This is a genomic window from Arthrobacter methylotrophus (assembly GCF_039539965.1).
GTDB classification, from domain to species: Bacteria; Actinomycetota; Actinomycetes; order Actinomycetales; family Micrococcaceae; genus Arthrobacter; species Arthrobacter methylotrophus.
The window spans coordinates 3,303,522-3,316,597 of record NZ_BAABED010000001.1 but is presented as its reverse complement, the minus strand read 5'-3'; the positions used below and the strand labels follow the sequence as shown (position 1 = coordinate 3,316,597).

15 protein-coding genes are annotated in these 13,076 nt (G+C 62.2%); 6 read left to right on the top strand and 9 right to left on the bottom strand.

Annotated features, from left to right (window positions below; translation table 11 throughout):
- Entirely contained in the window at nucleotides 1–948 is a 948-nt protein-coding gene (locus ABD884_RS17260) for a 3-hydroxyacyl-CoA dehydrogenase NAD-binding domain-containing protein (protein ID WP_345048460.1), read from the top strand.
- A 33-nt stretch (nucleotides 949–981) separates the two neighbouring features.
- Here the strand turns inward: ABD884_RS17260 and ABD884_RS17255 are convergent, their stop codons facing one another.
- The 3 genes from ABD884_RS17255 to ABD884_RS17245 are packed head-to-tail and all read right to left on the bottom strand — an operon-like array spanning nucleotide 982 to nucleotide 2,742.
- Complete coding sequence (locus ABD884_RS17255; RefSeq protein ID WP_345048456.1) at nucleotides 982–1,755, bottom strand: ABC transporter permease; 774 nt, start codon at nucleotides 1,753–1,755, stop codon at nucleotides 982–984.
- Nucleotides 1,748–2,536 (bottom strand): ABC transporter ATP-binding protein, encoded by a 789-nt coding sequence (locus ABD884_RS17250; protein WP_345048454.1) that lies wholly within the window; start codon nucleotides 2,534–2,536, stop codon nucleotides 1,748–1,750. The genes ABD884_RS17255 and ABD884_RS17250 overlap by 8 nt, the downstream gene beginning before the upstream one ends.
- Entirely contained in the window at nucleotides 2,536–2,742 is a 207-nt protein-coding gene (locus tag ABD884_RS17245; RefSeq protein WP_345048450.1) for a hypothetical protein, read from the bottom strand. The genes ABD884_RS17250 and ABD884_RS17245 overlap by 1 nt, the downstream gene beginning before the upstream one ends.
- Between ABD884_RS17245 and ABD884_RS17240 the strand changes: the two genes are divergently transcribed.
- Nucleotides 2,735–3,583 (top strand): DUF427 domain-containing protein, encoded by an 849-nt coding sequence (locus ABD884_RS17240; RefSeq protein ID WP_345048449.1) that lies wholly within the window; start codon nucleotides 2,735–2,737, stop codon nucleotides 3,581–3,583. The two genes, ABD884_RS17245 and ABD884_RS17240, sit on opposite strands and share 8 nt — an antisense overlap.
- On the opposite strand, the gene ABD884_RS17235 is transcribed toward ABD884_RS17240, so the two are convergent.
- Entirely contained in the window at nucleotides 3,549–5,222 is a 1,674-nt protein-coding gene (locus ABD884_RS17235; RefSeq protein WP_345048446.1) for a SulP family inorganic anion transporter, read from the bottom strand. The two genes, ABD884_RS17240 and ABD884_RS17235, sit on opposite strands and share 35 nt — an antisense overlap.
- A complete protein-coding gene (locus ABD884_RS17230; protein WP_345046359.1) occupies nucleotides 5,219–5,599 on the bottom strand; it encodes an ArsR/SmtB family transcription factor in 381 nt (126 codons plus the stop codon). The genes ABD884_RS17235 and ABD884_RS17230 overlap by 4 nt, the downstream gene beginning before the upstream one ends.
- A gap of 334 nt (nucleotides 5,600–5,933) precedes the next feature.
- Here ABD884_RS17230 and cspE point away from each other — a divergent pair, with 334 nt between their 5' ends.
- The 3 genes from cspE to ABD884_RS17215 all read left to right on the top strand — a co-directional run bounded on the left by cspE (nucleotide 5,934) and on the right by ABD884_RS17215 (nucleotide 6,639).
- Nucleotides 5,934–6,137: a transcription antiterminator/RNA stability regulator CspE gene (gene cspE, locus ABD884_RS17225; RefSeq protein WP_028266315.1), complete on the top strand. Its 204-nt coding sequence runs from the start codon at nucleotides 5,934–5,936 to the stop codon at nucleotides 6,135–6,137.
- A gap of 98 nt (nucleotides 6,138–6,235) precedes the next feature.
- Nucleotides 6,236–6,397: a hypothetical protein gene (locus ABD884_RS17220; protein ID WP_345048442.1), complete on the top strand. Its 162-nt coding sequence runs from the start codon at nucleotides 6,236–6,238 to the stop codon at nucleotides 6,395–6,397.
- A 95-nt stretch (nucleotides 6,398–6,492) separates the two neighbouring features.
- On the top strand, nucleotides 6,493–6,639 hold the full coding sequence (locus ABD884_RS17215) for a hypothetical protein (RefSeq protein WP_345048440.1): 147 nt from the start codon (nucleotides 6,493–6,495) through the stop codon (nucleotides 6,637–6,639).
- 3 nt (nucleotides 6,640–6,642) lie between these two features.
- On the opposite strand, the gene ABD884_RS17210 is transcribed toward ABD884_RS17215, so the two are convergent.
- Nucleotides 6,643–7,260, bottom strand: coding sequence for a hypothetical protein (locus tag ABD884_RS17210; RefSeq protein WP_345048437.1), 618 nt, complete (start codon nucleotides 7,258–7,260; stop codon nucleotides 6,643–6,645).
- A 659-nt stretch (nucleotides 7,261–7,919) separates the two neighbouring features.
- Here ABD884_RS17210 and ABD884_RS17205 point away from each other — a divergent pair.
- Nucleotides 7,920–10,502 carry a LuxR C-terminal-related transcriptional regulator gene (locus ABD884_RS17205; protein ID WP_345048435.1) on the top strand — a complete coding sequence of 861 codons (2,583 nt, stop codon included), beginning with the start codon at nucleotides 7,920–7,922 and terminating at the stop codon, nucleotides 10,500–10,502.
- A 21-nt stretch (nucleotides 10,503–10,523) separates the two neighbouring features.
- Here ABD884_RS17205 and ABD884_RS17200 read toward each other — a convergent pair whose 3' ends face one another.
- The 3 genes from ABD884_RS17200 to ABD884_RS17190 are packed head-to-tail and all read right to left on the bottom strand — an operon-like array spanning nucleotide 10,524 to nucleotide 13,063.
- The gene (locus tag ABD884_RS17200) at nucleotides 10,524–11,168 is read right to left on the bottom strand and encodes an ABC transporter ATP-binding protein (RefSeq protein WP_345048432.1); all 645 of its coding nucleotides are present in this window, start codon (nucleotides 11,166–11,168) and stop codon (nucleotides 10,524–10,526) included.
- Nucleotides 11,120–12,649, bottom strand: coding sequence for a hypothetical protein (locus ABD884_RS17195; protein ID WP_345048428.1), 1,530 nt, complete (start codon nucleotides 12,647–12,649; stop codon nucleotides 11,120–11,122). Before ABD884_RS17195 ends, ABD884_RS17200 begins: the two co-directional genes overlap by 49 nt.
- A gap of 6 nt (nucleotides 12,650–12,655) precedes the next feature.
- On the bottom strand, nucleotides 12,656–13,063 hold the full coding sequence (locus ABD884_RS17190) for a hypothetical protein (RefSeq protein ID WP_345048426.1): 408 nt from the start codon (nucleotides 13,061–13,063) through the stop codon (nucleotides 12,656–12,658).
- Between the last annotated feature and the right edge of the window lie 13 nt (nucleotides 13,064–13,076).

Sequence of the window (13,076 nt, the reverse complement as noted above, 5' to 3'; positions counted from 1 at the left end):
ATGACTGAGCTCCGATCAAAGCAAAAGATCGCCGTCGTCGGCACCGGTGTCATTGGTGCCAGCTGGGCGGCCTACTACCTGGCCCAGGGTTTCACGGTTACGGCATCCGATCCCGCTGAGGGCGCCGAAGGCCGGCTGCGCGAATGGGTTGACGGGTTCTGGCCCGCCCTGGAGACGCTCGGGCTCGCCGATGGCGCATCCCGCGACAACTTGAGCTTCAGCAGCGACGTGGCCGACGCCGTAACAGGCGCTGTGTTCATCCAGGAAAACGGACCCGAGCGGCTGGAGATCAAGCGGGCCATCCTCGCCGCAATCGAGGCTGCGGCCCCGGCCGACGCCATCATTGCAACGTCGTCGTCAGGGCTGCTCATCAGCGAGGCGCAGGCCGGCGCCAAGCATCCCGAGCGGATCGTGCTCGGCCACCCGTTCAACCCGCCCCACCTGATCCCGCTGGTCGAGGTCCTGGGCGGCACCCAGACGAGCGAAGAGAACGTGCAGAAGGCGCTCGACTTCTACACAAGCGTCGGCAAGCGCCCCATCCGGATCAACAAGGAAGTCAAGGGCCACGTTGCCAATCGCCTGCAGGTGGCCCTCTGGCGCGAGGCCTTCTCACTCGTCGAAAACGGCGTCGTATCGGTCGCCGACATCGACACCGCGATCTCGCAGGGACCGGGACTTCGGTGGGCCTTGCTGGGGCCGTTCCTGAACCTGCATGCTTCCGGCGGCGAGGGTGGCATCACCCACGTTCTTGAGCACATCGGGCCCGCCCAGCGCGAATGGGCCCGCGACCTGGGGGAGTACCCGGAAACCGACGACTACATCGGGCTCATGGCATCCGGTGTGGACGAGGAATTGGAAGGGTACGACTTCGCCGAGACCCTCCGCACCCGTGACCGGCTCCTGATCGAGTTGATCGGGGCCAAGAAGCAGGCGCCCCAGCTGCCATAACAACCAAGCCCGGGGTGGCCAGCTTTCTCCGGGCTACCGGGCGTCCCATCGAAACCATCGGATTCCGATGAAGGCGAACACGATGATGTATGCGAAGGACGCCAGAAGCGAGCCGGCGTCCTGACCGCTCCAGGCAGATTGGTTCAGCACATCCGAGAAGAGCGTCATGAGGGCTCCTACGGGAGACCAATCGGCGATCGTCTTGATCGTGTCGCCGAGAATGCCGCTTCCGCCCAGGGTGCCGAGAAGTATCAGGAGAATCATCAGCAGCCGGCCGATCGCACTGATGGCGCTCGTCGATTGGACCAGACCGACCAAGGCCTGCCCGATCGACAGGAACACCGCCGCGCCAAGAACCGCGACGGCGAGGACCAGGACGTACTGGCTAACATCCAGGGTCAGGCCGTGCGCGATCGCACCGACGACTACCACGATGACGGAAGCGATCAGATTTGTGGCCACCTGCACAATGAGGCGGCTGGTGATGATCATCCAGTTCGGCGCCGGTGTGACCTGGAGCCTTTGCAGTACTCCGACGTCCCGGTCGTGGGCCAGGGCCAGGGTGTAACCGAGCAAGCACGAAGTGAGCAGGCCCAGGGTCAAGGCCAAGCCAATGAGGAGCGTGGATCCTCCGAGCCGTGATTGCGCTTTGCCAAAGGTGGTGACCACCAGTACCGCGACCGGAAGCAGGGTGCTCAAGAAAAGCGACGTTCTGCTGTTGAGCATCACAATGGAATCGGCGCGAAGCAGCGAGCCGATGGCCAGACCGAGCGGTGGGCGGGTGGTGGCGACGCCGGTATTAGTCACGGATCTCACTTCCTGTCAGTCCGATGAAGACGTCTTCCAAAGTGGGTGCGCCGTGGGCTACCGAAAGTACCCGCGGGTCTTCCCGGTGTTTGTCGATCAGCTCCGATGGTTTTCCGATCGTGAGCAGCACCCCGTGGTCAATGATCGCCACCCGGTCACACACGGCCTGCGCCTCCTCCATCGAGTGGGTAGTGAGAAGAATGCTGCTGCCTTCACCCCGGAGCTCCTCGATGCGGCGCCACAGTCCACGCCGCGACTGCGGGTCCAGCCCGGCCGTCGGCTCATCCAGCAGCAACAGAAGGGGGTTGTGGACGGTGGCAATGAACAGGGCGAGCCGTTGCTGTTGGCCGCCCGACAATTGCTTGAAACGTTTGCCGAGTTCCTGTTCAAGGCCGATCGCCTGCATGCTCGAACGGATCTGCCCCCGCGAGAGCTTCACCCCGTAGAGCCCGCCGTAGAGTCGGGCAATCTCCTGAATGGTCAGTTCGGCCTGGAAACTGGAGGACTGCAGTTGCACCCCGAGGCGCGCTTTCGCGTCCAGAGGGGCTCGTTGTACATCGATTCCGTCCACCAGCAGCCGCCCGGATTTGGGCCTGACCAAGCCCTCGATGGCACTGAGTGTGCTGGTCTTCCCGGCGCCGTTCGGGCCCAGCAGGCCGAAGATCTCACCGCGATGAATCTGGAAACCGACCCCGTCGACGACGGTCCGCTCGCCATACGCGACGCGCAAGTCGCTGATGTCCAAAACCGCCGCTTGTGCCGGCGCATTCACTTCACTCATCAAGTCGCAATTCCCTCAGGGTGGCCGAGCCCGCCACCTGCGGGGCACCATTGAGCCGAGTCTATCCCGCGGTCCGAGTCGCGCGGCGAAGCGGCGTCATCAGCATGGCGTCCGACGTCGTGCTGTCGCCCAGTCGCGTTGCGGGACGTCGTAGACGAAAGCATTGACGCGGCACGGCCCCGCGCCCAGTCTTGGAGCATGGCCATCAAACTATCCGAAGTGATCCTCGGGGCCTTCCCTCAACTGCGCTACGAACCCACCGCCAAGCGGGTCCGCGCGAGCCTGGGCGGGAACACCGTCGTCGACACGATTCACGCCCGACTGGTCTGGGAGCCGAGGCGCATTACGCCGATTTTTGCGGTGCCGGAGGCTGAACTGCGAGCAGAGCTCGTTCCGGCCGGCGGCCCCACAGCCGATGTCGCGGAGCTCCCCGTCAAGCTATCGGCGGATTCCCCTCCGTCGCTGGATCCGCGCACGGGGTTCGGGCGGCACACCACCACCGGCGAACAGCTCGATGTTGTGACGGGCACGACGACTGCTCCGGGGGCGGCATTCCGTCTGGACGACCCTGAGCTAGCAGGGTATGTCGTGCTGGATTTCGCCGCCTTTCAATGGCGGGAAGACGACGAAGAGATTATCGGCCACCCCCGCGACCCGTTCCATCGCGTCGATATCCGGGCGTCATCCCTGGACGTGGAGGTCTCCCTCGAGGGGGTCACGCTCGCCAGCACGAACGGTGCGCAACTCCTGTACGAGACGTTCCTCCCCGTCCGCTACTACATCCCGCCCGGGGACGTGCGACTGGACCTCATGGAGGAAAGCCGCACGAGGACCGTGTGCCCATACAAGGGGGAAGCCCGCTACTGGACGTACCCCGGCAGCGAGAGCGGCAGAAACGTCGCATGGAGCTACGATAGGCGTTTCCGCGACGCCGCGCAGATCCACGGCTTGATCAGCTTCTTCAATGAAAGGGTGGACCTGACCGTCGATGGCGTCTTGCAGCCCCGGCCGGTTACGCCTTGGTCGCGGCCCCAGGCCCGTGCTTAGCGCGGGTGGTGGTGGCGCGGGTTACGTGGCTTCGGGCGTGTTCGATGGCGGGGGCTAGTTCGGTGAAGAGGTGTTTGTGGTGGCGTAGGGAGTCCAGGACGCCGACTTGGGTGACGAGTCGGAGGTGGCGTTCCTGGATTCCTTTGATGAGGACGGTGATTCCGCGGCGTTCGAGGGTTTGGATGATGTCTGTGATGGTTTTGGCTCCGGTTGCGTCCAGGATTTGTAGTTGTGACATGCGGATGATGACGACGTCGACGTTGCGGATGGCGTTGACTCGTTCCAGGACGCGTTCGGCGGCGGCGAAGAACAGGGCCCCGTCGAGTCGGAATACGGCGATGTGTTCGTCGCCTTCGTGGACGGGGCCGGGGATTTCTTCGCGGTGGACGCCGCTCGAGCGGACCAGGGCGCGCAGGGCGAAGAAGGCGGCGGCGGCGATTCCGATTTCCACGGCCTGGATCAGGTCGAAGGACACGGTGATGAGTGCGGTGACGAAGAACACGATCGTGTCGGCCCGGGTTGATCCGATCACGCTGCGTAGCGTTTTGAGGGAGACCATGCGTGTGGCGGTGATCATGAGTACTCCGGCGAGGGCGGCGAGGGGGATGCGGGAGACCGGGCCGGTGGCGAGGTAGACGACGGCGAGCAGGACCAGTGCGTGGGTGATGGCGGCCAAGCGGGTCTGGCCGCCGGAGCGGATGTTCACCGCGGTGCGGGCGATGGCGCCGGTGGCGGGCATGCCGCCGAAGAATCCGGACGCGACGGATGCGAGGCCTTGGCCCAGGAGTTCGCGGTCCGCGTCGTAGGGGCCGGTATCGGAGATCGAGGAGGCGACGCGTGCCGAGAGCAGTGACTCGATCGCGGCAAGGGCCGCGATCGTGGCTGCGGATCCGGCCAGGGCGGTGATCGTTGCCGGGTCCAGGGAGGGCATCGTCGGGGCTGGTAGGGAATCGGGCAGGGTCCCGATCCGTGTCACCGGCAGGTCAAGTAGTTGCGCGGCCACGCTGGCGATGATGATCGCGATGAGGGAGCCTGGGATGCGGGGGTGGATCCGCGGCGCGGCAATCATGATTACTGCCACGAGTGCTACGAGGGCGAGCGGGGCGATGAGCGAGGTCGGGGACGCGGTGCCGAGGGCTTGGATGGCTGAGAGGACGGCGTTGCTGGCGGGCCCGGGTTTGGTGCCGAACGCGGCGGGGACTTGTTGCAGGAAGATGATCGCGGCGATTCCGACGGTGAAGCCTTCGATCACCGGCCAGGGCAGGAGCGTGACGACCCGCCCGAGTTTGAGGAGTCCGGCGGTGACCACGATCACCCCGGCAAGGACCGAGACTGCGGCTAGTGCGCCGAGCCCGTGGGCGGCGATGACCGGGCCCAGGACCACCACCATGGCTCCGGTGGGTCCGGAGACCTGGATGTTGGAGCCACCGAAGACGGCCGCGATCACGCCGGCGATCACCGCGGTGATCAGTCCGCTGGCCGCGCCCGCGCCGGAGCTGACACCGAATGCCAGGGCCAGCGGCAGCGCGACGATGCCGACGGTGATCCCGGCGACCAGGTCTCCTTTCCAGGTACGCGGCAACAGTGCGTAGTCCTGCCGGCCGGGTAGCAAGGCCCGGGCCGCGGTCAGGGCCTTCACCGGGTGCTGCCCGCTGCGGCTGACGCGGGCGCGGTCGCTTCCGAGGACTCAAGCTGGGCCCGGGTGGTGTGCAGCATGTCCTTGAGCAGCAGTCTTGCCACGGAGAGGAGTTCTGCGACCTGCGGGTACGCCAGGGTGTAGAACATCTGCAGCGCCCGCCGTTCTCCCTTGACCAGGTGATACCGGCGCAGCACCGCCAGGTGCTGGGACAGGTGCGAGGCCTCCAGTCCCGTTGCGGCCAGAAGCTCCGTCACGGACACCTCGGGGGCCGCTGACAGCAGCTCCAGTACCCGGATCCTCACGGGGTGGGCCAGCCCTTTGAACAGATTGGCCTTCACCTCGTACAACGGTGCCCGGAAATCCGCGAACTCTTCCATGCCTGCCTCCCTGCCCAACACAATCCCTGCTTGACGATCCCTTGCTTGACTAATTTATGGATCCATCATCCAGTGTAGCAACGACAGGGTTTCGCCGCGTGGCTGGCTACCTTCCAGGCGCAGCTGGAAACAAAGGCAGGAAGAATTTTGGCAAATAGTAGCCATCCGGCGAAAGCCCTGTATGCTTGTAGCTGTTGTTGTGTTTGGCATTTGGTAGTTCAGGCAGTTCCCGTGGTTCATCAACTACGACCTTCTGAAGTAACGGTGGAGAACACCCCACACCGGAGGCCCGACAGTCGGGACAACCTCCACCTTCAGTAAGGAAACTGAAAAAATGGCTACAGGTATCGTCAAATGGTTTAACTCCGAAAAGGGCTTCGGCTTCATCTCCCCGGAAGATGGCAGCCAGGACGTTTTCGCTCACTACTCTGCAATTAACTCGGGTGGCTACCGCTCCCTCGAAGAGAACCAGAAGGTTTCCTTCGACGTCGAGCAGGGCCCCAAGGGTCCCCAGGCAGTAAACATCCAGGCTCTCTAAGCTTCGGATTTCAAAAAGCAGGGCTGGTCATTGACCGGCCCTGCTTTTTTGTGCGTTTTTCTGGGTAGGACTAAACGTGTGTAAATCCCGGGTGCGTCATGAGCATGCACAACGTCCTGATCCTGTTTGAAGGTGTATGTATCGGCGAACGCGCGATTCTGCTGGATCATCGGCATTCCCGCGTCCCGGTGCCCCCGGAATCTCGCGGCGGCCACCGTAGAGGTGTGGGATGTTCCAGCAGAATCGACGCCGCCGGGTGACCTCGGCCTGAGCGGCGGGCCAGTGTTCGATCCCTCGGGAAGGGGTGGGCCGTTTCGTGAGTGCTTGCCCAAGCCAAAGAAGGTCGGGACCGCGCATGCAGGGGGAACGCGCGATTCTGCTGGATCATCGGTATTCCCAGGTCCCGGTGCCCCGGAATCACGCGGCGGGCGCCGTTGAGGTGTGGGATGATCCAGCAGAATCGACGCCGCAAGCACGCACATGCACGCGTTTTGTCCTGTGACCCCTATTTCTCGCAGCCGATGCCGTCGCCATCGCTGTCGAGTCCGTAGATGTCAGTCCCGATCACTTTGACCGGCCCACGCACGTAGGCTGGTCCGTTGCCTTTTCCTCCCGCGCAGTCAACATCTGAAGCAATGGGAACGCATGCCCAGGCATAGTTGGGGTCACAGCCCGACGGCGCGGCGGGAGCCGCCTGTTTGGCGGCGGCCTGGGCTGCGGCCGCTTGGGCGGCCGCCTTCGCCTTCGCCTGGGCCTGGGCCTGGGCCTGCGCCGCTGCGGCGTCAGCCGCTGCCTTGTCGGCCGCTGCTCTATCGGCGGCCGCCTGGTCCGCTGTGGCCTTCGCTGCGGCAGCTGCTGCGGCTGCCGCACGCGCGTCTGTTACTTTCTTGGACTCTGAGCTTTCCATCCAGAGCAGTGTTCCCGCATCCGACTTGGTGCAAATGAACTCCCTGGGCGGGTAGTTTTCTGTGGCGTTCTCCGTTACGCAGGAAACTGACTTCGGCGCAGTCGGCGTTGCGGTCGGCGATGCCGAAACGGAAGCCGATTGCGTCGCGCCCGCTTGCGAGACTGTCGGGCTGGCCCCGCCGCAAGCCGAGAGTGAAAGTGCTGCAGCCACTGACATGATTGCGGCGAAAAGGCGGAAAGTTGTTTTCCGAGATTTCGGAAAGTCGTGCGACGCGTGCTTTGTGGCCCTGGTGTTTTTAGGCGCGCGAGTATTCATTTATGCCCCCGTAAAATTGCTTTTGATGCGAATGTCAGCAGATTCTAGCATTTGAAATGCGGGAAAAGTAAGGTTTGTCCACATGGGCGAAGAGACCCCTTGACTTGGGTAAAGGAGGGAGGGTGAGAACTTCGATTTCGAATATATATTCGATTTCCGTAAATCTTCTTCGAATAAATATCCACATGTGCGAGGTTCTACCTAGAGGCGGTCGAGAAGTCCCCGTAGCGTCTAAATCACGAGACCATCGCTAGGAGAACCGTGATGAACCTGCCATCGCCAAAACGCACCTTCCCGGACTCCGGGCAACACGTAGGCTTCGCGGACGCACACGGAGATGGAGAACAAAACCCCATGTGGATGCACGGAGGCACCCTTCCGCAAACACTGAGTTTCCCCAAATCACCACGCAGACGCCGGTTCCTGAATCTACCGTTGCCCTTGGAAAGAGGTTCGCAAAACAGCTTGGGGAGGCTTCATGAGGTCGACTCGTTTGGACTTAGCACCACCTAGGGGCAGGAGGATGCTGGATTAGCGCGTCAGAGAAAGTTGGATCGCGATTGTTCGAACAGGAAGTTCGGCGAACGCTAGACTACGTTGCCCGCGGAATGATGGTTCGGATCGTGGGTGCGCCTGGTTCCGGCCGCACTAGCGTCGTGCAGAAGGTCATCGCCGAGCTGGAGAGAACCGGTGCCACGGTCTATTCCATTTCGGGTCTACGATCCCATCGCGGAATTCCGTTTGGCGGAATACATAGCTTGAGCCTGGATATTCGAATAGGTCAATTGGGCGTACTGGGTGTCGCGGACACGCTGACGGGCCGGCTTTCCAGGCCGGGGGAGCGCGTGCTCGTCGTCGACGACCCCGAGTTCATTGACCCGGAAACCTTAGCGGTGCTGGATTCGGTTCGGCGCAGGACGAAGCGGCCCATGATCGTGACCATGAGCGAATCTTCCCTCTACTCGAAGAGGAAGCCCCCGGTCCTCAGCCCCGGCCCGGAAGCAAGGGTTCAGTTGAATCCGCTTCGCTACGAGCAAGTGAACGAACTCCTCACCGAGATACTGGGAGCTCCGGCAGACGCGGACACTACTGCCTGCATCCTCACGAAATCCGCGGGAAACCCCCACCTCGTGGTTCGGCTTGCCGAAACGGCTTCCCTCAGTGACCTGATTGCCCTCCATCATGGTCAATGGCACATGACCGGCGACACCTTGTGGAACGAGCACCTCGATGGCACCGTGGAGTCCCTCCTTGAAGGACTTGAAGCTGACGAGCTCACCGGTCTTCAAACCATGGCCATCGCGGGCACTGCGCCTCTGGATGTGCTGCAGCAAGTAGTTCACTCCGATGTCCTGGACAGGCTCGAACAGCGCGGGTTCGTTTCAGTCATCGAGGATGTGCACAACAATGTCTGCGCTGCGATGACCCCACCTGTCCTTGCAGACTATTTTCGTGGCCAAAGAGTGCTCACCAGCCGGCGGGTCCTTAAGAATCGAATCACAAGGACCTTGAGTGCAGCGCCACAGGAAGACCACGTTGCGAGCACCCCTGCCGATTCGCTGACGAGGGCTCTGTCTGCGCTTCGCCTCGAACGGAGTTCCGACGACGCAGCCACCGCACGCCATTTCCATGAACAAATCTCGGCCCTGGAGCGGCACCGTTACGAAGCATGGGAGGCCGAGAAGACCATATCGAACGCGGTGCGACTGCTGAGTGTCTATTGGGGTTCACCTCTTGACCCATCAAGAATTGAGCGTGTTTTTTCCCGGACCACGACCTCGGAAGGAGACCCGTCCGAACTGCTGTTCTTGGCGGTGACAAAGGCGCTTTGGGCGCTCTATTCCGGCAAAGGATTGGATCTAGCCGCCGCTGCCCTCAGGATCTTCGCGAAGGAATGCCCCGAATGGTCTGCGGAGGGTGAAGCTGCCGAACTTTTCCTCGTGGCGTCACACGATCGAATGCCCCAGAATCTTGACGAGATCTTCGCTCGGCTCCAGGAGGGTCATCCTCACAGCGCGGTCATAGCCTGCATCCGTGGCATTCTGGAGCTTTACCGCTTGAACCCCTCTGAAGCACTCAAAGCCATCGACTCCACGGCAGGTTTCAAGGGCCTCCCACGGGTCGAATCATTCATCCGGGGACTCGCGTTGTTCAGCTCGGGGCGGATTGAGGAGTCAATTGTCTATGCCCTCGGCCAACGCACGGAGGCCCGCCGCAATTTGGATCAACTCGGTATGGTTTCCAGCACGTATATCGCTGCCCAGGCCCTTGTATACCGTGGCCACTTCGACGAGGCGGATTACCTCATGGGTAGTGTCTTTGCCTTGGGGCGCCCGGGGCTTCTGGTGAATTCACTCCATGACGCCATGCTGCGGCTCGCCGGATTGCGGACGGCGACCACCGCGATCTCGCCCACAGCGACCCTTGCAACCCAGGCCCGGCGCGAAACCGAAGACGTCGGCCCACTCCCGGGGACTGCAAAAGGTGTTTACCAGCTCGTTGCCGGTCGTCCCCTTCTCCCGGCAGTTTTCGATCGAAAAGCGGCGCACCTCGTTCAACAGCAGCTGGAGCGTGGCTACGTCCTCGAGGCAGTGCATTCTGCGATGCTCTTCAGTTGCCTGCTACCCGGCCGTAGGACTCTTGAGCTCCTTCGCCGGACCTTGAAGGAGCATGCCGCAACATCACACGATCAACTCGTGGCCATTGCCGCCGCGGTGGTGGAGGAAGACCACCCATTGCTCGGGGCGCTGCTCCAACAATATGAACCCGACGCAGACTTCTACCAGGTACGGATGCTGCTCCGGGGTGCGTTCAAACGGTATGCATTCGTGGACGACACCATAGGGGCAGCCGCGATGGAGCGGGCCTATGCCATGTTTGCCACACGATTTCCGTCCGCAGACGAGCCCCTAGCCTTTAATTCGGGAAGCTACTCGCCTCTTACAGTCCGGGAAATTGAGATAGCCGCCCTGGCCGGTCATCGTTCCAACCCCGAGATCGCCGAGCACCTGGGAATCAGTATCAGGACGGTGGAAAGCCACATTTCCAACGCGCTCCGAAAGACGGGAACCCCGTCGCGCGCAGCCCTCTTTGACCTGGTCAGGGAGACGTCCCCGTTCCGTGAGAAGCGGCTTTCCGAGTGAGCCGGCGTCGCGGGCTGAGGTCTACAACGTTTCTCGTGCCTGCTCGAAGACGAAGGAATGGCTAATTGGCAGTTGGTCCGGAACTGTGTGGGAGATGAGGACAACTACCTTGTGCTGTGCCCACTCGCCGAGCTCGTCGATCAGGGCCTCGATGCCTTGAACGTCCATGCCGTTGAAAGGTTCATCGATGGCGACCACAGGGGTGTCGGCGACAGTGCACATGAGCAGCCAGAGTTTGCGGATATTGCCAGTCGACAGTATGGAGACGGGCTGCTCCGCCCAGTCCTGCAATCCGTATCTGGCCAGTCGGGCGAGCCCGGCTTCCGGGCCGAGCTGACGGCTGCGGGCCGCAAGAGCGAGGTGATCGTGAACGGTCATGGAAGGGTAGAGTGCCGGCGTCGTACGGCAAACGCTCCGTAGGTGGCGCGCATCGGGGGAGCCGGCGTCGATACCGCACAGGCGAACGCTTCCGGCCCAAGGTTGAAGGAAGCCGCTGATGAGCTCCAGGAAGGTCGATTTCCCGCTGCCATTGCTGCCAGCCACCCGGTAGAGCCCCGGCTCGTTCATGCTGAGACTGAGCCCGTCGAGGACCGGGGAGCCTTGCCGGTAACCGGCGGTTACGGAATCAATTTCGATCGAAGTCGCAAAAGACGTTGATGCAGGCATATGGCGGCTCCCAAGGTTACGAGGATGGAATAGCCCAACAACAGCACGGTGCTGAACTCTGGGCTGACAACGAGGACGAGCGAGCACGGAGAGATCAGGAGGAGCGTGAAAAGGGCGTCCACCACATCATTGGATTTGGTGCCGTCAGTGGTGGGTGGCGGCTGGGAGAGAGATTCTGCAACGACTCCGGCCGCGGCGACGATCAAGCCCGCGAGGACAGCACCGGGAGCCGGAATGTCGAAGGCGAGAAGTGCCCCAAGGTAGACAAATCCACCGATGGTCGTCCCCGCCATAAAGTAGATCCCGACGAGCAGGGTGATGATCGCAGTGGCGGAGAAACCGTTCTCCCAGGCAAAACGGTAGTGGTACAGCTTCGCCGTGGGCCCGATTCGGTTGAGCATCGGTTCCGTGACCCCCAAGCTCAGGAGCACGGCGATACCAGCCAAGGATTTGTGAAGTTCCCAGCCGCCGGGAGCCGAGTTGAGGGGGAGGATGCCCCGCGCTCCCAGAAGGATGCCAACGACGGCGATCCAGGCAAGGAAGATCGTGGTGATTACCGAGCCCTGTTTGCTGCTCAACAGATCTGTGACAACGAATTGCCCAAAATTTGTCACCGGTCGTTGCCCGCTGCCCCGTTCGGTGCTGAAGGAAATCTTGCGATAGCTGAGGCCGCGCCACGCCCGGATGCTGAGGAGGATCAATATCCCTGACACAGCCCCCGCAAGCAAACACAACGCCGGAAGAAAGCGTGAGGGGCCCTCGGCAGGGCCGTCGAGCCGAGAGAGCTGAGGCAGGAGAAAACCGGTGGCAGCCCCGAGTAATACCCCAAGGATGAAAACCAAGAGGCAGCGCAGCCAATGGAGGCCTTTCCGTCGTGCGGGCGTCGAAGCGAAATGGAGAACGCAGTAGAAGCTCGCCGAAGAGGCAAAAGTCAGCACGGAGACCGAAGCCACCACGACGTTGAAGTAGCTGGACGCTTCTTCGAAAAAGACCATGAAGAATATCGCAGCCGAATACCAAAGGATGCCTATGCGGCGGAGCATCGGGGCCAGGCCATATCTCACCACAACCTGCGGGAGAGGAAGTTCCATCGCCCGGAAGAGCTCCAAGTGCGGAGTGCCGGAGACTGCCAGCCGTCGGCTTGAAACAACCTCGGTGAGGACCGTCCCGACAGCGGAGTAGAGGATCCCGAGGAAGCCCCAACCGAGTACGACGGCGGTGTCATGGCGGAGCGGGCCGTCGCGGAGAACAGACAGTGTGGACGCGAACACCAGTGTTCCGAGCACCATCAAGGCTATCGATCCGAAAATCGCGAGGGCCCTGAAGCCATCCAGCGTGAACGGCAAACGCATCGCATTGACGATTTCGAAGGCCCGGAAGTCCCGCAGGACTCGGAAATCGGACCGCCGGACCGACGCGGCAGTACCCCCGGCGTTCGAAACCTGGCCTGCCATGTCGGCGGGAGCGACCTTGGTCCCCATCAGCGTTTAGAACTTGCTCTGCGGACTCTTCTTCTGGACTGAGTCCATGAAGGCCACGATGGTGAGGACCGCAAGTGCGAGGGCGCAGACGACGGCGACGGCCGACGTCGTTCCCTGGAACGGGACAACTATTACCGGGCTGAGGGCCGCCGCGTTCGCAAAGCCGGCGACGGCGAAAACGGCCGCCTTGAGCGGTAGCCACTTCCGCGCCGGACTGAAGGCCGCAATCAGGGGTGCGGCCACGCCGAGGACGAGAAGTATGGCGAGCGTCGTGTTCTTCACAGCGAGCGGATCAATATTGCGGAGGCCTTCCGGGGAAGGAGAAGCCCAAATGAGGCCGAGGGAAATCCCGGAGAATGCAGCGACCATGAGGCCCACGATTCGTAGAAGAAGGCTGTAGAGCTGAGTGGTCATTGAAATTTCTGTC